This is a genomic window from Sorangium sp. So ce185 (genome assembly GCF_051526825.1).
GTDB classification, from domain to species: Bacteria; Myxococcota_A; Polyangia; order Polyangiales; family Polyangiaceae; genus Sorangium; species Sorangium cellulosum_D.
On the sequence record NZ_CP150316.1, the window covers coordinates 8,622,477 to 8,642,149 of the forward strand.

13 protein-coding genes are annotated in these 19,673 nt (G+C 74.0%); 6 read left to right on the forward strand and 7 right to left on the reverse strand.

What is annotated here, in order from left to right; translation table 11 throughout:
• Positions 1-140: 140 nt before the first annotated feature.
• Positions 141-2,822 (forward strand): serine/threonine-protein kinase, encoded by a 2,682-nt coding sequence (locus WMF26_RS31565; protein ID WP_437995724.1) that lies wholly within the window; start codon positions 141-143, stop codon positions 2,820-2,822.
• Positions 2,819-3,541: a GNAT family N-acetyltransferase gene (locus WMF26_RS31570; protein WP_437995725.1), complete on the forward strand. Its 723-nt coding sequence runs from the start codon at positions 2,819-2,821 to the stop codon at positions 3,539-3,541. Before WMF26_RS31565 ends, WMF26_RS31570 begins: the two co-directional genes overlap by 4 nt.
• A 96-nt stretch (positions 3,542-3,637) precedes the next feature.
• Here the strand turns inward: WMF26_RS31570 and WMF26_RS31575 are convergent, their stop codons facing one another.
• Genes WMF26_RS31575 through WMF26_RS31595 form a run of 5 tightly spaced genes read right to left on the reverse strand, consistent with a single transcriptional unit; the run spans position 3,638 to position 8,214 of the window.
• Positions 3,638-4,372 (reverse strand): response regulator, encoded by a 735-nt coding sequence (locus tag WMF26_RS31575; protein ID WP_437332065.1) that lies wholly within the window; start codon positions 4,370-4,372, stop codon positions 3,638-3,640.
• Between the two features lie 27 nt (positions 4,373-4,399).
• Positions 4,400-5,935 (reverse strand): sensor histidine kinase, encoded by a 1,536-nt coding sequence (locus WMF26_RS31580; protein WP_437995726.1) that lies wholly within the window; start codon positions 5,933-5,935, stop codon positions 4,400-4,402.
• Entirely contained in the window at positions 5,932-6,834 is a 903-nt protein-coding gene (locus tag WMF26_RS31585; protein ID WP_437995727.1) for a hypothetical protein, read from the reverse strand. The genes WMF26_RS31580 and WMF26_RS31585 overlap by 4 nt, the downstream gene beginning before the upstream one ends.
• Positions 6,831-7,574 carry a sensor histidine kinase gene (locus WMF26_RS31590; protein WP_437995728.1) on the reverse strand — a complete coding sequence of 248 codons (744 nt, stop codon included), beginning with the start codon at positions 7,572-7,574 and terminating at the stop codon, positions 6,831-6,833. The genes WMF26_RS31585 and WMF26_RS31590 overlap by 4 nt, the downstream gene beginning before the upstream one ends.
• Before the next feature lie 43 nt (positions 7,575-7,617).
• Positions 7,618-8,214, reverse strand: a complete 597-nt coding sequence (locus tag WMF26_RS31595) for a response regulator (RefSeq protein ID WP_437332069.1) — start codon at positions 8,212-8,214, stop codon at positions 7,618-7,620.
• A 575-nt stretch (positions 8,215-8,789) separates the two neighbouring features.
• Between WMF26_RS31595 and WMF26_RS31600 the strand changes: the two genes are divergently transcribed.
• Positions 8,790-9,845 (forward strand): GDSL-type esterase/lipase family protein, encoded by a 1,056-nt coding sequence (locus tag WMF26_RS31600; RefSeq protein WP_437995729.1) that lies wholly within the window; start codon positions 8,790-8,792, stop codon positions 9,843-9,845.
• Positions 9,846-9,908: 63 nt separating this feature from the next.
• Here the strand turns inward: WMF26_RS31600 and WMF26_RS31605 are convergent, their stop codons facing one another.
• Positions 9,909-10,721, reverse strand: coding sequence for a hypothetical protein (locus tag WMF26_RS31605; RefSeq protein ID WP_437995730.1), 813 nt, complete (start codon positions 10,719-10,721; stop codon positions 9,909-9,911).
• A 555-nt stretch (positions 10,722-11,276) separates the two neighbouring features.
• On the opposite strand from WMF26_RS31605, the gene WMF26_RS31610 reads away from it, so the two are divergent.
• Complete coding sequence (locus WMF26_RS31610; RefSeq protein ID WP_437995731.1) at positions 11,277-15,506, forward strand: TOMM system kinase/cyclase fusion protein; 4,230 nt, start codon at positions 11,277-11,279, stop codon at positions 15,504-15,506.
• Positions 15,507-15,618: 112 nt separating this feature from the next.
• Positions 15,619-16,083, forward strand: a complete 465-nt coding sequence (locus WMF26_RS31615) for a BMA_0021/BMA_0022 family TOMM bacteriocin (protein WP_437995732.1) — start codon at positions 15,619-15,621, stop codon at positions 16,081-16,083.
• 1 nt (position 16,084) lies between these two features.
• On the opposite strand, the gene WMF26_RS31620 is transcribed toward WMF26_RS31615, so the two are convergent.
• Positions 16,085-17,257 (reverse strand): amidohydrolase family protein, encoded by a 1,173-nt coding sequence (locus WMF26_RS31620; RefSeq protein ID WP_437995733.1) that lies wholly within the window; start codon positions 17,255-17,257, stop codon positions 16,085-16,087.
• Positions 17,258-17,780: 523 nt separating this feature from the next.
• On the opposite strand from WMF26_RS31620, the gene WMF26_RS31625 reads away from it, so the two are divergent.
• Positions 17,781-19,604, forward strand: a complete 1,824-nt coding sequence (locus WMF26_RS31625) for a sigma 54-interacting transcriptional regulator (RefSeq protein WP_437995734.1) — start codon at positions 17,781-17,783, stop codon at positions 19,602-19,604.
• Positions 19,605-19,673 lie beyond the last annotated feature (69 nt).

A 19,673-nucleotide genomic window follows, 5' to 3' on the forward strand; every position in this document is an offset into this window, starting at 1 on the left:
TCGACCTGCGATACCCGTTCATGAAGATACCTGAACGTGACGAAGTCACCGGTGCGCGCCGCGCCGGCTCCATGACACGATCGCGCCGCCCCTGCGCCTTGCCAGGCCCTCGGGGGACGGTGCATCCTGCCCACAGATAGATGCTCCCCGGCAGGCTGCTCGACGACCGCTTCGAGCTGGCGGAGGTCGCCGGCTCCGGAGGGATGGGCACGGTCTACCGGGCCCTCGATCGCGCGACCGGCGAGGTCGTCGCGATCAAGCTGCTGCGCCGGCTCGACGCGCGCGCCGAGGCGCGCTTCCTCCGCGAGGCCGCGGCGCTGTCCCGGCTCTCGCACCCGCACATTGTGCGGTATGTCACGCACGGCGTGGCGCCGACGGGGGAGCCGTACCTCGCGATGGAGTGGCTCTCCGGCGAGAGCCTCGCGGATCGGCTGTCGCGGCAGGAGCTGCGCGTCGACGAGAGCGTCGCCCTCGCCCGGAAGGTGGCGGACGCGCTCGGCGCGGCGCACGCCCGCGGGATCGTGCACCGCGACATCAAGCCGAGCAACCTCTTCCTGGTCGACGGCGCGCTCGATGGGGTCAAGCTGCTCGACTTCGGGATCGCGCTGCTCGCGGACGCCACGTCGCGCCTGACCGGGACGTCGGCGGTGGTGGGCACGCTGGGCTACATGGCCCCGGAGCAGGCGCGCGGCGACCGGGAGGCGCTCGACGGGTGCGCCGACGTCTTCTCGCTCGGCTGCGTGCTGTTCGAGTGCCTCACCGGGCAGCGGGCGTTCCGCGGGCAGCACCTGTCGGTCGTGTGGAAGCTGCTCCTCGAGGACCCGCCGCGGGCGCGGGAGCTGCGGCCCGAGGTGCCCGAGGCCCTCGACGCGCTCGTCGCGCGGATGCTGGCCAAGGATCCGTCGGAGCGACCCGAGGACGGCGCGGCCGTGGTGCGCTGCCTCGACGCGCTCGGCGCCCTGGAAGGGAGCGGCGCCGCCTCGGCCCTGCCCCCGCCCGCGGCGATCTCCATGCGGGAGAGGCGGCTCGCCTCGGTCGTCGCGGTCCGGTCCGCGGAGCCCTCGTTCTCCGCGACGACCGAGTCCCTGGACGCGCACGCGCCGCCCCCGGGCACGCTCGCCGCGGTGCGCCGCGCGGCCATGACGCTCGGCGCTCAGGTGGTCGAGCTCGGCGACGGGATCGTGGCGGCCGTCGCGGCGAGCGCGGGCTGCGCGACCGATCAGGCGGCCCTCGCGGCGCGCTGCGCGCTGCAGATCCGCGCGATGCTCCCCGGCGCGGCGGTCGCGCTGGTGACGGCGCGGGGCGAGCCCATGGGGGGGTCGCCGTTCGGCGAGGCGCTGGGTCGGGCGGCCGCGCTGCTGGACGTGGCCGCCGCGCCCGCCCGCGCGGACGGCCGGCGCGAGGGCGTCCTCGTCGACGCGGCGACGCGGGCCCTGCTCGACGCGCGCTTCGAGGTCGTGGCCGAGGGCGGCGGGCTCGCGCGGCTCGAGGCGGAGCGCGAGATCGGCGAGGGAGCGCGCTGGCTCCTCGGCGGGCCGAGCCCCTACGTCGGGCGCGAGCGGGAGCTGCAGCAGCTGCTCGAGCTCGTCGACGACAGCTTCACCGAGCGGCGCTCCGCGGCGGCGCTGGTGACCGCGGCGGCGGGCATGGGGAAATCGCGCCTGCGCCGCGAGGCCGTCGAGGCGCTGCGCCAGCGTCACCCCGGCGTGGCGCTGAGCGTCGCCCGCGGCGACGCCCTCGGCGGGGGCGCCGCGCTCGCGCTGCTCGCCGGCGCGCTCCGGAGCGCGCTCGGGCTCGCCCCCGGCGAGGCGCCGGGCGCGCAGCGGGCCAGGCTCGCGCAGGCGCTCGGGTCGCTGCTCGCGGGCGAGGAGGGGCGACGGGCCGCCGCGTTCCTGGGCGAGCTGCTCGGCCTCGCCCCGCCGGACGAGGCGCCGGCGGCGCTGGAGGACGCGCGGCGCGACCCGGCGCGGATGGCCGAGGAGATCCAGCGCGCGTACGTCGACTACGCGCGGGCGGTGACGGGCGCGCGCCCCATGCTCGTGGTGCTCGAGGATCTCCACGGGGGAGACGCGCCTTCGGTGGGGATCTTCGACCGGGCGCTGCGGGAGCTCGGCGATCGGCCCTACGCGGTGCTCGCCTTCGCCCGGCCCGAGGTCCACGCGCTCTTCCCGCAGCTCTGGGCCGAGCGCGGGCTCTCGGAGCTCCGGCTGCGCGAGCTGCCCGTCCGGGCGGCCGAGCAGCTGGTGCGGAGCGCGCTGGGCGCGTCGCTCGCGCCCGAGGAGGCCGCCGCGCTCGTGCAGCGGGCCGCGGGCAACGCGTTCTGCCTCGAGGAGCTCGTCCGGGCCGCGGCGGAGGGGCGCCGCGCGCCGCCGGAGGCCGCGCTGGGGCTCGTGGAGGCGCGCATCGCCGCGCTCGGGCCCGAGGCGCGCCGGCTCCTGCGGGCGGCGAGCGTCTTCGGGGAGGTCTGCTGGGCCGGGGGCGTGCGCGCGCTGCTCGGCGCGCCGGCGCAGGGGCCGAGCGAGCGCGCGGCGTGGGCCGAGCTGCTCGATCGCGAGATCCTCGAGCGCCGGCCGGGCTCGCGGCTCCCGGGCGAGGAGGAGCTCGCCTTCCGCAATGCGCTCCTGCGGGAGGCGGCGTACGCGATGCTCACAAATCGCGACCGGGAGCTCGGCCACAAGCTCGCCGGCGCGTGGCTGGTCGAGGCCGGCGAGCAGGATCCGGAGGTCCTCGCCGAGCACCTCGCGCGGAGCCGCGAGACCGGGCCGAGGAGCCCGGATCGGTCGTTGGGGTGGAGCGACGGCCGTGGTAGGGGCGTCGCATGAGCGAAGGGTGGGACTGGGCCGAGCCGATCCGACGGAAGCACTTCGGCGAGCCGCTCGCCGGCCGCTACCCGCTCGAGCGGATCGACGGCAGCGAGGCGTACTGGGCGCTGCACGAGGCCGAGATGCGCCGCCATTTCCCGCCCGAGTTCTACTTCAACCTCGCGGCGCTGTCCGGGGAGGAGGGGGAGCGCGCCCGCGCCCGCCTGGCGTCGTCGGAGGGGGGCCGCCGCCTCGCGGACTTCTGGGTGGCGCGCGACGGCGAGCGGGTCGCGGCGATGTTCGCGGGCCACCAGAAGGACGCCGAGACGTACCGCATGTGGCACTCGCTCGTTCACCCCGATTACCGCCGGCGCGGCCTCTATGGGGAGATCGTCCAGCGGATCCTCGCCTACACGCGCGAGCTCGGCTTCGACTACGTGGTCAGCGAGCACGCGCCGAGCAACAACGCGGTGCTCATCGCCAAGCTGAAGGCGGGGTTCCGCATCGTCGCCATGGAGATCGACGCCGCCATCGGCCCCGGGCTGAACCTCAGGTACTTCCACAACGAGGCGCACCTCAGGGCGTACGAGTTCCGCTGCGGCCTGGCCCGGCTCGACGAGCGCCTCGTCGGCGCCGGGTACGGCGCGATGCCGCTCCTCCAGGAGCAGCTCCAGCGCAGGCCGGCCGCCGAGGCGCAAGCCCCCGAGGCGCCCCCGCCGTCCGGCCGGCCGGCGGGGTGACGCGGGGCCGCGCCCCGGGCCGGCGCGGGCGCCGGGCGAGCCGGCCTCCCCCCGCGCGGGGGGCCCGCCGGCCTGGCAGGGCGGCGCCGCGGCGGCTCACTCGGGCGGCGCGTCGCCCCGGGCGCGGGCGATGGTGTGGATGAGCTCGCGCGCGTCGAACGGCTTGCGCAGGCACGTGTACCCGCCCTGGCTCATGATCGCGCCGACCATCTCCGGGACCGAGTGGCCGGTCATGGCGATCACCGTGACGCGCTTCTTCAGCCCCCGCATCTGCGCGCACGTCGCGACGCCGTCCTGATCGGGCATCACGATATCGAGCACGCAGACGTCGACGCGCCGCTCGAGGACGTGCTGGACCGCGGTCCGCCCGTCGTGGACGGCGTGGGCCGACAGCCCGGCCGCCCGGAGCACCGCGACGATCGAGTCGGCGACCTTCGGGATGTCGTCCACCACGAGGACGGCCGGCGCGTCGACCGCGCGCGCGACGACGCGCGCCAGGTGATCCATCGAGAACGGCTTGTAGATCACGGTGTAGACGCCCTCCGTGATCGCCTCCTCGATGAGCTGCTCGAGCGCGAACGCGGTCATCAGCACGACGGTGAGCTCGGGCTGGATCCGCTTGAGCTCCCGGAACGTCTCGACGCCGTTGAGCCCGGGCATGCGGACGTCGCTGAGGACGAGCGTGAACGCCTGCCGCTCCGCGAGCTCGAGCGCGTGGGCGCCGTCCCTCGCCTCCACCACCTCGTACCCCTCGAGCTCGAGGTTGGCGGCGAGCGTCATGCGCATGCCCTCCTCGTCGTCGACCACGAGCACGCGTTTGACCTGCTGCATGGACCCCTGCATGGCTCGACCCCCCTGTCATGTGCCCTGCGCCCCGGAGGGCGCGGCGGTGGGCTCCGCGGCCGTCGCGGCCTCGCGCGCCGGCAGCCGGACGACGAAGGTCGCGCCGCCGCCGGGCTCGCTCTTCGCCTCGAGCGTGCCGCCGTGCCGGCGGGCGATCCCGGCGCTGATCGCCAGGCCGAGGCCGGTCCCCTTCAGCTTGGTGCTGAAGAGCGGCTCGAAGATGTGCGCGAGCATGTCCGCGGGGATGCCCGTCCCGTTGTCCGCGACCGAGAGCGTCAGCCCGTCGCTCCCCCACGCCGCGGCGACCCGCACGCGCCCCTCCCGCCCGGCCGGGATCGCCTCGGCCGCGTTCTGGATCAGGTTCACGAGCACCTGACGGAACTGGTCCCGGTCGAGCTCCACCACGGGGAACGCCGCGGGCACGTCGTTCTCGACGCGCACGTGCGGCGGGACCTCCACGACCGAGATGGCGTCGTCGACGAGGGGGCCGAGCGCGCACGCCGAGAGCAGCGGCCGCCGCTCGCGCGCGAAGTCGAGCAGATTGCTGATGATCCGGCCGCACGCCGCGAGCTCCTTGTCGATGATCGAGAGGAACTGCGCGATGCGGGGCTCTCTGCCGAGCTCCGTCGCGGAGAGGCGCTTGCCGAGGTAATGGCTCGCGTTCCGGACGGCGCCGAGCGGGTTCCGGAGGTCGTGCCCGACGCTCGCCGCGAGCTGCCCGACCGCCGCGAGCTTTTCCATGCGCAGCCTGGCCTCCTGGGCGGCCTGGAGGCTCTGCGCCATGTGGTTGAACGCGGCGCTCAGGCGCCCGAACTCGTGCTCATCGAGCTCGGGGAGGCGCAGATCGAGGTCGCCGTGGGCGATCCGCCGGGAGCCTTCGACCAGCGCGCTGAAGCCGCGGTCCATCGCGCGGAGGAGCCTCCCGAGCAGCGCGACGAGGATGACCAGCGCTCCGCCGATCGCCGCCGCCCCGAGCGCCGCCACCCGCGCGCGGAGGCGGTGCTCGTCGGCGAGGACCCTGGCGATGTCCCGCTCCGCGTCGTGGACCGCCGCGTTGATGTGCGGGAGGAACCGCTCCTTGTACTCGTGATCGGAGAGCCGCACGAACATCGCGTGCCGCTCGCCCGCGCTGCCGTCCGCGACGCGGGCGATCCCCGCCGTGCTCGCGACGATGTGCTCGAGGCTCTCTCGCATGAAGCGGATGTGGCCGAGCTCCTCCGTCGATTCCTCGTCGCTCTCCCTGACCTCCTCGTCGGCGATCATCCGCCGCTTGAGCGCCTCGATGGCGCCGAGGTCGCGCGCCGCGTCCTCGGCCGCGTCCGCGAGCTCCGCGGTGACGCCGCCGAGGAGCGCGACCTTCGCCGCCTCGTTCATGTAGCGGCTCGCGTCGCTCGCGAGGGTGACGTGCAGCGTCAGATCCTCGTACGACGCCTCGGCCCGCCGCTGGAAGATCAGCATCTCCGCGATGGTGAAGTAGAACGCTCCCCCGGCGACGAGGACCGCTGCCAGCGCGACGCCGAAGATGGAGGCCAGTCTGGCTCGAATGCTCATGGGGAGCGGCTCCTGCTTCCGTGCTCCAGGGGTTCATCGCCGCCGCGGGCGAGCTCGATCTCGGTCGTGACGAGGAGCAGGAGCCCGACGTCGGGCGTCTCCCCGGCGAGCCCGAGCTCGAGCGCGGCGCCGAGCTCCAGGCCGGGCGCCGGGTGCCAGAGCACGCCGGACGCGACGGCGAGCGACGCGGCCTCGTCGAGCTCGGCGGCGAGCTCCACGGTCGGCGCCACGGGGCCGACCGGCAGGACCACGGCCAGCGCGACGCCAGGGCTGAGCTCCGCGGCGCCGCGCCGCGTGGCCGGCAGCCGGACCTCCGCCGAGGCGGAGAGGCCCACGTGGACGCCGGCCATCGCCTTGTCGACGCTCACGAACGGCTCCAGCGCGTAGCCCGGCGGGCCGAGCTCGCGCGCGCCGGCGGGGAGCGCGGCCTCCAGCCCCGCCGACAGCGCGAGCCCGAGCGCCCCGCTGTCGACCAGGTTGACCATCGCCCCCGCCTGGACGGCGCCGAGCCCGGCCGTCGCCCCCCGGTCGTGGCGCACGAGCTCGAGGGGGAGCTCGGCCCCGACCTGGAGGCGATCGGTGATGCCGAGCTCCAGCAGCAGCGGGACGCCGAAGCGGACCCGGCGCCCGTCGCGCTCCCACGCCGGCGCGCTCGTGACCTGCAGCTCGAGCGCCTCCTGCGGGAACGGCGTCTCGCCGAGGAACAGCTCCTCGACCGGGGGCTGCGCCGACCCCCCCGCGGCCTCGGCCCGCTCCGGCGGCGCGGCCGCCGTCGACGCGGCCAGGAGCAGGCCCAGCGCGATGCCGGGGCGCGCGCGCCACGGCGCGGTCGCCGCCGCCGGCTTCCGGGCGGCCGGCGGGCGCCTCGGGCGCGCTCGGGGCGGTCGGCCCGCGCTCACGGCGCCGGCTCCGGCCCGGCGCCGCCGGGCTCCGGCGGGGCGGCGAGCGGCAGCTCGATGACCGCCGACGTGCCGCGCGACCGCGGCTCGAGGGCGAGCGTGCCGCTATAGCGCCGGGCGACCCGCCTCGCGATGTTCAGCCCGAGGCCGAAGTGACCCGGCTTCGTCGTGGTGAACGGGCGCAGGCTCGCCTCGCCGTCCATCTCGCCGTCCATCTCGCCGGTGGAGCCCCCGGCGTCCGTGACCTCGATCAGGTACCGCCCGCCGCTCGCGGCGCCCTGCACCGTGACCACGCCGTCCTCTGGGGTCGACGCCACGGCGTTCTCGATGAGGCACCTCACCGCGACGGCGAGCTCGATCGGGTCCGCCTCGACGTCGCCGTCCTCGGCCGAGAGCTCGATGCGGGCCCCGGACGCGCCGACGCGCGCGCACGCCGCCGCGCGCCGCACGCAATCGGCCGCGCTCACGCGCGCGCTCCGGCGGGTGAAGACCCGCGCGGCGTCGACCGACTCGTCGAGCCGCGCGCTCGCCGCGATCACCTCTTCGTCGATGATCCCGAAGAACTCCGCGATCCTCGGATCCGCCGAGTAGGCCGCGTCTCCCGCGACCTTGCGTTTGATGTAGAACGACGCATTGCGGACGATGGCGAAGCGGTTGCGCAGGTCGTGGCGCAGCACGGACAGGATCTCGTCCGCGACCGCGGCCTGCTCTGCTGCGCCCAGGGGATCCCAGCTGATCATACGGCTCCTCGTCCCTCCGCCCGCGTCGACGCCGCGCGCGGCCTCATCGGCAAGAGCGCCCCGGGACGCCGGTCCTCGCCGGGTCGGCCCTCGTGAGCTCCGGCCCCTGCTGCGGCCCGCGCGCCGTGGACCCGGCCGCCGCGCGCGCGCCGAACCTCGAGGTGGGCGGCGCCGGCGCGGAGTCCGGCGGCGAGCCGGCGTCGGCAGGCTCGCAGGAGACCATCTCGCCCCCGGCGGCCGCCCCCGTCGGGCCCGACGATCCGAGGGAGTCGGCCATCGAGTGGACCGACCGCTTCATCTCGGCGAGGCGCGAGAGCTGCAGCACGATCCCGATGAGGCGGTCAGGGTCGAACGGCTTCAGGATGACATAGTTGTGGCTGCCGCTCATGGATCGGATGTACTCGTCGGCCCCGGTGACGAGGAGACAGCTCGTGTACACGGACATGCCCGACACCCGGCGGAGCAGCTCGTCTCCCTTCATTCCAGGCATCAAGAAGTCGGAGCAGACGAGGTGGAACCGCCTCGCCTCGAGCAGCTTCAGCGCGTGCTCTGCCGACGAGCAGGTCACGACATCGACGTCCGTCGACAGGACGGCGGCGATGCTGCGAAGCGCCCGCTCCTCGTCGTCGACGACGAGCACTCGATACCTTCGTCGTGAGACGAGATGGACGTCGCTCTCGTCCTCCCCCTGCGAGAGTGTGCGATGAGCTCTTAGAGACATGGGCACAACTACCGTCTCCTCTGGCTATCGCGCGGCGAAGCCTCGTACCGCTGCGTCGCGGGCGTACGAGAGCGCGCTTGGGTGATTTCTGCTGTCCCGTGCGACGCCCCCCCCTTGGCCAGCGTCGCCTCTTCGTAAAGCTACGTGACAATTTCCGCGTCAGTCAACGGCATAATACGACTGTCTACGGCTCACGGCGGAAGAGTGGATTTCCGTTCGGAGTGCCAGGGACTTGGCCTGTTTCCGTCCGTATACCGCCGTGCGTCGGGAACGAACCGCTGCGCTCGTGACGTCGGTTCATGTCTCTTCACCTCGTCTCCCCTGTCGAGGGGCGGCCGCGGAGCGCCGGAGCTCGCGCGGGCTCGATTCCGACGCTGTTTCAAAAATGCGGCAACGAGGCCCCGGAGCGCGCCTCGGTGGGCAGCTCCGAGAAAAAAACGCCCATCGGTGATTGATTGGAAGGCGTCCCGGACACAGGGATGCAGGAGGAAGGCATGCTCATTCACCTGGACTTACGATCTGCCGCTCGTCGGCGGGCGGCCCGCGCGTCGGGGGTCGCGCTGCTCGCCGTGGCCTGTTGCACGGATGCGGAGGGCTCGGCCGGCGACCCCGGCGCAGGGACGGGCGGAGGCCCGCCGCCGGGAGCGAGCAGCGCGAGCGCGGGCGCCGGGAGCACCGCGGCTTCGTCGGGCGCCGGGAGCACCGCGGCTTCGTCGGGCGCTGCTGGCGGCGGCGGCGCGGCGGGCTCGGGCGGCGCGGCGGGCTCGGGCGGCGCGCCCGGAGGCGGCGGCGCCGGGTCAGGCGGGATGGAGCCGCCGCCGGACATCACGATCTGGATCGCGGGCGACTCCACGGTCGCCAACGGGCAAACCCCCTGCCCGGCGGGCTGGGGCGGCCAGATCGCGGCGCTCTTCGACGAGCGGGTCACCGTGGTGAACAGCGCGGTCGGCGGCCGCAGCGTGCGCACGTGGCTCTACCACGTGCAGAGCACCATGGATGCCACCGGGGAGTGCGCGCTCGAGCGCGACGCGAGCGGCGAGCCCGTACTTCAGGACAGGTGGGTTCAGATGCTCGACGGCATGAAGGCGGGCGACACCCTGTTCATCCAGTTCGGCATCAACGACGGATCGCGCACGTGCGATCGGCACGTGGGGCTCGACGCCTTCAAGACGAGCTACGGGATGATGGCCCGCGCCGCGCAGGAGCGGGGCGCGCATCCCGTGTTCGTGACGCCCGTGAGCGCGATCGCCTGTAGTGGCAGCACGGCCCGGGGGACGCGCGGGGAGTACGTGACCGCGACCCACGAGGCGGGCGAAGAGCACGGCGTGCCGGTGATCGATCTCCACGAGCGCAGCGTCGCGCTCTACAACGAGCTCGGCTTCTGCCCGGTCCCCGGCGGAGACGTGAGCGCGACGACCGGAGGGCCGGTCGGCGAGTTCTTCTGCGATGATCACACGCACTTCTCGCGCTCCGGCGCGGCGCGGATCGCCCGGGTGGTCGCCGACGCCATCCGCGATCAGGGGCTCGGCCTGGCCGCGTACCTCCGGTGACGTGGCGCCGGCGCGCCGGGGCGCCCCCGCGCCGCGCCGCGCGGGCCGCGCCGCAGCGCGCCCTCAGTAGCCGATGTCCTCGCGGATGGCGATCACCATCTTGCAGTGGTTCACGAGGTCGTCCGTCGTCTCGACCTCGGTCGTGTAATTGAGACCGTACGGCCAGAAATGCTGGTTGTCCGCGTGCACGACGTCGCTCGCGTTCCCCGTGATCGCCCTGAGCTGGCTCGTCGCCGCCTCGCCCGCGAAGACGCCGTCCCTCACCATCGCCGCGAACTCGAAGCTGCCGACCCCCAGGGTGTGGGAGATCTCGTGCATGGCCGTGATGTAATTCATGGAGCTGAAGGCGCCGAACCGGATGGATCCGTTGACGTTGCCGTCGGCCGTCGCGACCGACGGCACATAGGACACCGACAGGCTCTTCTCGATGCTCGTGTAACAGTTGTAGTGCGACAGCGCTTCATCCATGGCGCTCGTGATCATGGCGTACGCGGACTGCTGCTCTGCGGTCGGCGCGGGGGCCATCGCGAGCGTGTAGGTGATCCCGCCCATCCCCGCGCAGCCGGCCCCAGCGCCGCCCTCGCCCCCGCCCGCGCCGCCGGCGCCGGCGCCGCCCGTGCCCGGGCCCGCGCCGCCCTCGGCCGCCCCGCCCTCGCCCGCCCCGCCGCCCCCGTCCGCGCCGGCGCCCCCGTCCGCGCCGGCGCCCGCGCCGCTGCTGGCCGAGGTCTGCCCGACGGACGCCGCCGCGCCGCCGCTCCCGCTGGCGACGGCGCTGCCGCCGGCGGCCCCAGGGCCGTCCCCCGATCCCGAGCACGCGATCGGAAGAGCCGCCGCGAACGCGAGCAAAACGATGTTCGTCGCCAGTTGCCTCAGCATGTCTCGCACTCCTTCAAGGAACCTCGCGCCGTCGCTCACCGGCCGTGGGGCGCTCGCGGCGCACCTCGCGACAGGTCGCCGGCGGAGCCGGCGCCATCGCCCTCTCACCGGCGGCGTCAGAGGTCAATTCGCTGCAGATCGAAGCGATGGAGTCGATAGCTCCAGCAGAACATTCTAGCGACCTCGCACAGCGCCGGACGAGCTCCGCCGCCGCCGGGCGAGCGGCGCTGCGGGCGCGCTCCGGTCCGCCTCTCCGCCTGCCGCCGCTCCGCGATCTCCGCCTCGAGGCGCCGGACGGGCGCGGGCGAGATCCAGAGTTTGTTCACCGGGCGCGCCGGAACCGGACGGCCATCGACGGACGTCCATGGGTCCACACCTTATATGAGCTACCGTGAGCAGCGAGGTCGGCCGTGGGACAGCCGCAACGACGAGGTCGGCGGCCGCCGTGCGCGAGCGCTCCATCGGCCAGGCGGGCCGCTCGGCGCCGCGCTCCGCGCCTCCCGGGGCGCGCCCGCTCGGCCGGTCCCGCGGCGCCGCCCGGCGGAGGGAGCGGCGATGACCCCGACCGCCATCGCCCCGGGCGCCGTGTTCCAGGAGCGCTACGAGATCGTCTCCGCGCTGCGGGAGAGCGGGTTCGCCGACGTCTACAAGGGGCGCCAGCTCGCCACCGGACAGATGGTGGCCATCAAAGTCATGCGGCCGGCCCGGGGCGGCAAGCCCGCCGACGTCGCCCGGCGCTGCGCCCGCTTCCACCAGGAGACGCGGTTCTGCGCGCAGCTCCACCACCCCAACATCGTCCGGCTCATCGACGCCGGCCAGACGGACGAGGGCACGCTCTACACCATCTTCGAGTTCGTTCCCGGCAAGAACCTGGCAGAGGTGCTGGCCGAGGAGACCGCCCTGGATCCAACCGAGGCGCGGCACCTGATGCTCCAGGTCCTCGACGCCCTCGGCTGCGCCCACGGGCAGAGCGTCGTCCACCGCGACCTCAAGCCCAGCAACATCATGATCGTCTCCACCGGCGCGCGGCGCAACGCGCTGGTGCTCGACTTCGGCATCGGCGCGCTCATCGCCGGGGCCATGGAGGGCGTCGACGCGAAGCTCACCCCGAGCAACGAGATCCTCTGCACGCCCGCCTACGCGGCGCCGGAGCAGCTCCTCGGACAGCCGGTGAGCGTGCGATCGGACCTGTACGCCTGGGGGCTCGTCTTCTTGGAGTGCCTCACCGGGCGGCCGGCGATCTCCGGCAGGTCGCTGCAAGAGGTGCTGTTCCGACAGGCCAGCTCCGAGCCGATCCCGATCCCCGCGGCGCTCCTCGGCCACCCGCTCGGCACCCTCCTCAGGCGCGCGACCCTGAAGAACGTGGCCGAGCGCGTCGCCACCGCCTCCGGCCTGCTGCGCGAGCTCGAGGCCTGCGGCGTGGAGGGGCTGAGCCGCGAGGATTTCGTGGCGCGCGCGCGAGGGCTGGCGTCGGCGCCGGAGCCGGACCCCGGCGCGCCGGACGAGGGCCGGTGGGGCTACGGCGCGAGCGCGACGACGCCGCTCGACCGGCCCCCGCGGGAGGGCCGGTCGACGCCCAGCAATCGCGCGGCGGCCGACACGCTGCCCTCTCCGGCGACGCCCCGGCCGGAGGACACGCCCTCTCCCGCGGACGGGGAGCTCGCCAGCGGCGCCGGGTGCCTCGACGCCGAGCGGCGGCCCCTCACCGTGGTCTGCTGCGCCTTCTCGACCTCGGGCCCGGGCCTGAAGGACACCGACGTCGAGGAGATCGACGATCTGCTCGGCGAGCAACAGGACGTCTGCGACGAGATCGCCCGCCGCCACCGCGGGCGCTTCGCCGGCGCGCTGGGCGATCAGATCCTGCTGTATTTCGGCTATCCGTCGGCGCAGGAGGACGACGCCCGGCGCGCCGCGCGCGCGGCGCTGGAGATCGCGGAGGACGTCCGCGCGCGCAGCGCGCGCCTCGCGGCGGCGCGGGGCATCGCGCTCGAGGTCCGGATCGGGCTGCACACCGGCCTCGTGGTCGCCGGCCAGCCGCAACGCTACACGCAGCACCTCGGGACGACGCCGCGGATCGCGACCCGGCTGAGCGCGCTCGCGGCCCCGGGCACGATCGCGGTGAGCGGCGACGCCTTCAGGCTGCTCCGGAGCCGGTTCACGTTCGAGCCGATCGCGTCGCGCGACCTCTCGGGCGCGGAGCGGCAGAGCGCCATCTACCGCATGGGGCGCGAGATCCCTCGCTCGACGCAGGACCAGGACACCGCGGGCCGCGACACGGAGCCGCTGATCGGCCGGAGCCAGGAGCTCGAGCTCCTGCTCCAGCGCTGGAGCCAGGTCCGGCAGGGCATCGGGCAGAGCATCCTCGTCACCGGCGGGCCCGGGATCGGCAAATCCCGCCTGACGTGGGAGCTCGTGCGGCGGCTCCGCGGCGACAGCCACAGCTGCCTGGAGTGCCGCTGCACCCCCGACCGGCGCAACAGCGCGCTCCACCCCCTCATCGAGCTGCTCGAGCGGCTGATCGACCCGGGCCGGGACGACGCGCCGGGGCGCCGGCTCGCCCGGCTCGAGGCGCTCCTGTCCCGCCGCGGCTTCGATCTGGCGGAGACGGTGCCGCTGTTCGCGGCGCTCCTGTCGATCCCCCTCGACGCGCGCTACGCCGCGCCTCAGGACCCGCCGCCGCGGCAGAAGGAGAGGACGCTCAACGCGCTCGTGTCCATGCTCTTCGACATGGCCGAGGAGCGGCCCGTCCTGTTCATGGTCGAGGACCTGCACTGGGCCGATCCGACGAGCCTGGAGTGGCTCGGCATGCTGATCGTCGATGTGCCCTCGGCGCGGCTCATGATGCTGCTCACCGCGCGGCCGGAGTTCTCGCCGCCCTGGTCGACGTCGGGCATGCTCCAGATCCAGCTCGGCCGCCTGGATCGCGAGCACGTCGAGCACATGGTCGCGCGGCTCGCCGGCGGCCGCTCGCTGCCCGAGCCGCTGTTGGAGCAGGTGGTCGACCGGACCGACGGCGTCCCGCTCTTCGTCGAGGAGCTGACGCGGATGGTGCTCGAGTCCGGGGCCCTCGTCGACGAGGGGGATCACTACACGCTCTCCGAGCCGTTCTCGGAGCTCGCGATCCCCTCGACGCTGCGGGGCCTCTTGATGGCGCGGCTCGACCGGCTCGGCAGGGCGAAGGAGACCGCCCGCATCGCCGCGGTGCTCGGGCGGGAGTTCAGCCTGGAGGTGCTGAGCGCCGTGACCACCCTCGACGGCGAGCTCGTCCAGGAGGATCTCGATCGGCTGATGGCCGCGGACCTCATCCACAGGAAGCGCCGGCTGAACAACCCGACATACATGTTCAAGCACGTGCTCATCCGGGACGCGGCCTACGAGTCGCTCTCGAAGCGGAGCCGGCGGAGGCTGCACGCCTGCGTGGCCCGGGCGATGGAGGAGCGCTTCCCCGAGCTCGTCGCGGCGCGGCCCGATCTGCTCGCGCACCACCACGCCGCCGCCGAGCAGAAGCAGCAGGCGATCGCCTACGCGGAGATCGCGGCGGAGCGCGCGCTGAAGCGGCCGGCGAACGCCGACGACACCGAGGCCATCGGGCACGTGACGCAGGCGCTCGGCTGGCTGTCGGCCATCGCGGACGACCGGGAGCGCGCGCTCGCGGAGCTGCGGCTGAACAGCCTGCTCGTCGTGGCGCTCCTTGACCGCCTCGGGTACATGCCCCGCGCGCTCGAGGCCGCGGTGAAGCGCTGCGAGGAGCTGATCGACGCGTTCGGTGACAGCCCCATGACCGCGCCGACGCTGTGGGCGATGTTCTGGTACCACAACTTCCGGAGCCATCGCAGCGAGGCGCGCGCGCTGACGGAGCGGATCCTCGGGATGGCGACGCGATCGCAGGACACCCGCCAGCGGGCCGCGTCCATGGTGGTGCTGGGGAACTGTCTGTTCTTCGAAGGAAAGCTCGCGGAGGCTCGCCCGCACCTCGCGCGCGGCGTCGAGCTCTACGATCCCGCGGATCGGGAGCACGTCTCCCTGTATGGCTTCGATCCCAAGGCCTGCGGCCAGTACACGCTCGCGCTGCTGCTTTACCTGATGGGCTGCCCGGCGCAGGCGTTCGCGCAAGGGGAGGCCGCGGTGGCGTGGGCGCGCGAGCTCGACCACCCGAACACCCTCGGGATGGCGCTGCTCCACCTGGCAGGCGTCTATCACTACGGCCGCCAGCGGGAGAAGGTCGCCGCGCTGACCGACGCCCTCATGGAGCTGACGACGAGCCATCACCTCTGGTTCAAGGAGCTCTGCTGGGCCCTGCACTCCTGGGCGCAGCGCGACCTCGAGAAGCTGAGGCAGGACGTCGAGGCGATCCGGCACACCGGCCAGACGATGGGATTGCCCTACTGGCTCTCCCTCGTGGCGGAGATCGAGGCCGAGCGCGGGCAGCACGAGGCCGCGGTCGAGCGGCTCGCGGGCTGTTTGCGGCTCGCCGCGGAGCTGGGCGAGGTCTACTACGTCCCGGAGCTTTACCGCCTGAAGGCGCTGTCGCTCCGTGCCCTGGGCGGAGGCGCGGAGCAGGAGAGCGAGCGCTGCTTTCAGCAGTCGATCGCGATCGCGCGCGAGCAGGGCGCGCGGGCGATCGAGCTGCGCTCGACGCTCTCGATCTGCCGTATGCTCGCGCGACAGGACCGGCGCGACGAGGCGCGTGCCCTGCTCCGGGAGAGCAGCGGCTGGCCCGCCGAGTGCGCCGATCTGCCCGAGTTCGCCGAGGCGCGAGCGCTGCACCAGGAGCTCGGCGGTTGAGCTGCCGCGGCCCCCTCTCGAGCGCCCTCGAATCCCGCGCCGGGGGCTCGACGGCGCGAGGCGGCGGCTCCATGAGACATGGGCGCCAGAAGCGGCGGTAATGGAGATAGCCATGTTTTCCCGTCAACCCTCCAATCACCTGCCTGGGACTTCCGAGACCGAGAGCAAGAGCATCCCCGCGCAACTCGACGGCGGCCCCGTCGAGGCGCGTGCCGGAGGCGAGCGAGGCGCGGTGGAGGACGAGCTCCAAGCGCTGGAGTCGGCGTGGCTGCGCGCGGTCGCGCTCAGCTGGGAAGACCCGGCGCAGCTCGCTCGGCTGAAGAGAGATCCGCGGGAGTTCTTGAGGGCCTGTTGCGGCTATGCGCTGCCGCAGGGGATCGAGCTCACCGTCCGCGAGGCGCGGGAGCCTGGCGCGCCGAGCGGCGAGGGGTGGCGCTTTCGCGAGCAGCGCAAGGCCTGGGATCTGTCGGCCGGCGTCATCACGCTCCATGTCCCGCCGGCGCCGGAGCAGACCGATCGCCCCGTCGCGCTGGCCGAGCTCGCGAGCGGCGCGCAGCTCTCGGTCGCCATCTGCTGAGTCACTCCTCTAGCCCGTAAAACCGGGCGCCGTTGTCCCAGAGGAGCTTGCGGAGCGCGTCGCCGGGGAGCCTGCCGCGGAGCGCGAGCGCCCGCTCCACCATGCCCGCGTCGTGGTCGATGTGGGGGAAGTCCGTCCCGAAGATCGCGCTGCCCTCCCCGAGCCACGGGATCGCCTGCTCCAGGAGCGGCTCGTCCGGCTCGATCTCGACGAAGCACTGGCGTCGGAAATACGCGGACGGCTCGCGGCGGACGTGCGGCGCGACCTCCTCGGCAAGGCCGCGGTACTCGATCTCGTCGAGGCGATGGAGCCAGTAGGGCAGCCACCCGCAGCCGGCCTCGAGGAAAGCCACCCGCAGGCGGGGGTGGCGCTCGAGCACGCCGCCCTCGATCAGCGCGAGCAGCGCCATCATCTGCTCCATCGGATGCGAGCACGCGTGCAGGGCGAAGCGGCTGCGGAAGCGATCGGCGCCGGCCGCCGGAAGGGAGGCGTGCGCGCCCTCGTGGACGGCGACCGCGATGGAGCGCCGCTCGCACTCGGCCCAGAACGCCTCGTAGGCGGGGTCGCCCAGGGTCCGGCCCGCGACGGGGTTCGGCCGTATCACGACGGCGCGGAAACCGAGCGCCGCCGCCCGCGCGAGCTCGGGCACCAGCTGCGGGGGATCGTGGGGGCTCATCAGCGCGACGCCCCGGAGCCGCCGGGGCTCGTGGTCGCAGAAGCCGCGGAGCCAGGTGTTGTACGCCCTCGCGAAGGCGCTCGCGAGCGCCGGATCGAGCGGGGCCATGCCGAGGAGCATCAGCGCGAGGGTCGGATACAGGAAGGCCACGTCGATGCCCTCGCGGTCCATGTCCTCGATGTGCGCCTGGGGCAGCTCCAGGGGGCCGAGCCGCGCGAGCTGCCCGGCGCGCCGGCGGCTGGCCGAGGCGACCGCGCGCCACGTCCGCGCGCTCGTCCGGTGAAGGAGCGGCCGCCCGTCCATCATCGGCTGCGGAGGGAGCGAGACCAGGCCCTCCGGTCCGGGATACGCCACGCGGTCGGCCAGCGGCTCGCCCTCGCCGACGTACGCGAGGTACGGCGCGTGATCGCGGAGCTCCGGCGCCAGGTGGACCTGCCAGAGATCGAGCGGCTCAATCACGTGGCGATCCGCGTCGAGGATGCGATAGCCGTCGCGCATGGGAGGTCTCCTCGGCCGAGCGCGGCCTGGATGCAGAGGGGCACCGGGCTCAGGCCCCCTTCCCGGTTCGCCCGGTCGAGCCCCGAGGCGGACCGGCACATCGTGGAGCCGCGCCGGCCCGAAGCGTGGCGCCCGCGGAGCATGAAGCGCGCGCGCCCGCCGATCGGGAACACGGTGTCCTTGTCACCGGCGGGCTCGACCCGCGGGTGGTGCTTGAATTGCAAGATGTGTGACTGGTGTGGCTGGTGTGACTGGTGTGACTGGTGTGGCTGGTGTGACTGATGCGACTGGAGCGACTGGAGCGACATGAACACCCGACCCCGGTGAGCCATCTGGTGCGTCGCGGCGCGCGGGAGACGCCCGTGGCGGTGCGCAAATCAGCGTCAGCGAGCGCCTGCCCGCGGGGCGGGCGGGCTCCGCCCGGCGCGCGTCGCGCACGCGGGCGGCGCGGCGCCCGGACCCCGGGACGGGATCTTGTGAGAGGGGGGTTAACAGAGTGTCAGTGATTCGCGAGGACAGCGGAATGGAAACGACGCCGCTGTCGAGCAGCTTCATCGATGCGATCCAGTGTGTCAGGCAGGACGACCGGCGCGTGGCCCTGCTCGTGTATCACCGCGACGGCGCCGAGCGCGTCGTGCTGCGGCCGAGCGCGCCGGTCGTCATCGGCCGCGCGCCGCCGTCGCAGGTCCAGATCCGCGACGTCAGCCTCTCGCGCGAGCACGCCCGCTTCACCGTGTCCGGCGACAGCGTCCTCGTCGAGGATCTGCGCTCGACCAACGGCACCTGGCTCGGCGGGGCGCGGGTCGCGCGCGGCGAGGCGAAGCCGGGCGACGAGGTGATCCTCGGCAAGGTGGTCGTCGCCGTCCGCTCGATCACGGCGGCCGAGGGCGAGCTGTCAGGCCTGATGAGCCACGAGCAGCTCCGCGTCGCCCTCGAGGAGGAGGTGAGGCGCGCGCGGTTCTTCGGGCGGAGCTTCGCCATCGTCATGGCCCGGCCCGCGCGCCAGCAGGGCGGTCACGTGAGCCACCTGTTCCCACGCATGCGGGCGCTGCTGCGCCCCGTGGACCGGATCGCCCTGTACAGCTCGGACGTCGTGGCGGCGCTGCTCCCCGAGGCCGGGGCCGACGCGGCGCTCGATCTGGCGCGCGCGCTCGCCGCGTCGGGCGCGGACGGGGCGCCGGCCGTGCTCGCGGGCTTCGCGATGTTCCCCGACGCGGGGACCGTGGCGGAGGACCTGCTCTATCGGTGCTGGAACGCGGTGCGCAGCGCGACGGAGGATCAGCCCGTGCGGTCGGCGCCGGGCGGGGCGTGGAAGAGCCACGCGGGCGCCCCGCACGCCGATCTCGTCGTCGTGAGCCCCGCGATGCGGCGCGTCTTCGAGATCGTCACGCGGGTCGCGCGATCGTCGATCCCGGTGCTTTTGCTGGGCGAGACGGGGACGGGCAAGGAGGTCGTGGCGCGCGCGGTCCACGACCGCGGCCCGCGGAGCGGGAAGCCGATGGTGTGCGTCAACTGCGGGGCGATCCCGCAGCAGCTCGTCGAGAGCGCGCTCTTCGGCCACGAGCGCGGCGCGTTCACGGGCGCGTGGCAGCAGCAGCGGGGGGTGTTCGAGGCGGCGGACGGGGGGACGGTCTTCCTCGACGAGATCGGCGAGCTGCCGGCCGCGGCGCAGGCCGCGCTCCTGCGCGTCCTGGAGACCCGGCAGGTGACCCGGGTCGGCTCGAACAAGCCGATCGACGTCGACGCGCGCGTGATCGCGGCGACCCACCGCGACATCGAGGCGATGTGCGCGTCCGGCGCGTTCCGCTGCGATCTCCTGTACCGCCTGAACGCGATGACGGTGACGATCCCCCCGCTCCGGGCGCGACCGGAGGACCTCGAGCCGCTCGCGCGCCGCTTCCTCGAGCAGGCGAACCAAGCGAACGGCCGCTCCATTCGCGGCTTCGACGCCGGGTCGCTCGCGCGCCTCCGGGCGTACGCGTGGCCGGGGAACGCGCGGGAGCTGCGGAACGCGATCGAGCGGGCGGTGGTCATCGCCGAGGGCGAGTGGATCGCGGAGGAGGATCTGCCCGAGCGCGCGCGGGCGGCGCCCCCGGCCGCGCCGGCCGTGGACCGCGACCTTCCGTGCGATGACGCCGAGCTCAGCGCCGCGCCGCCGGGCGCCGACTTCCTGAAGGCGCGGCTCCAGCGCTGCGAGGCCGAGCTGATCGTCCAGGCGCTCCGCAAGGCGGGCGGGAACCAGACGGAGGCGGCGCGCGCGCTCGGCATGCCGCTGCGCACGCTCGTCTACAAGCTGAAGGCGCTCGGGATCAAGCGGCTCGGGTACGCGCCGCCCGGCGATCCGTAGCGTGGGCCCTGGGCGGCCTGCCGGTCGGGCGGGCCGCCCAGGGCCTCGTCGCAGCGCGCCCCGCGCGGC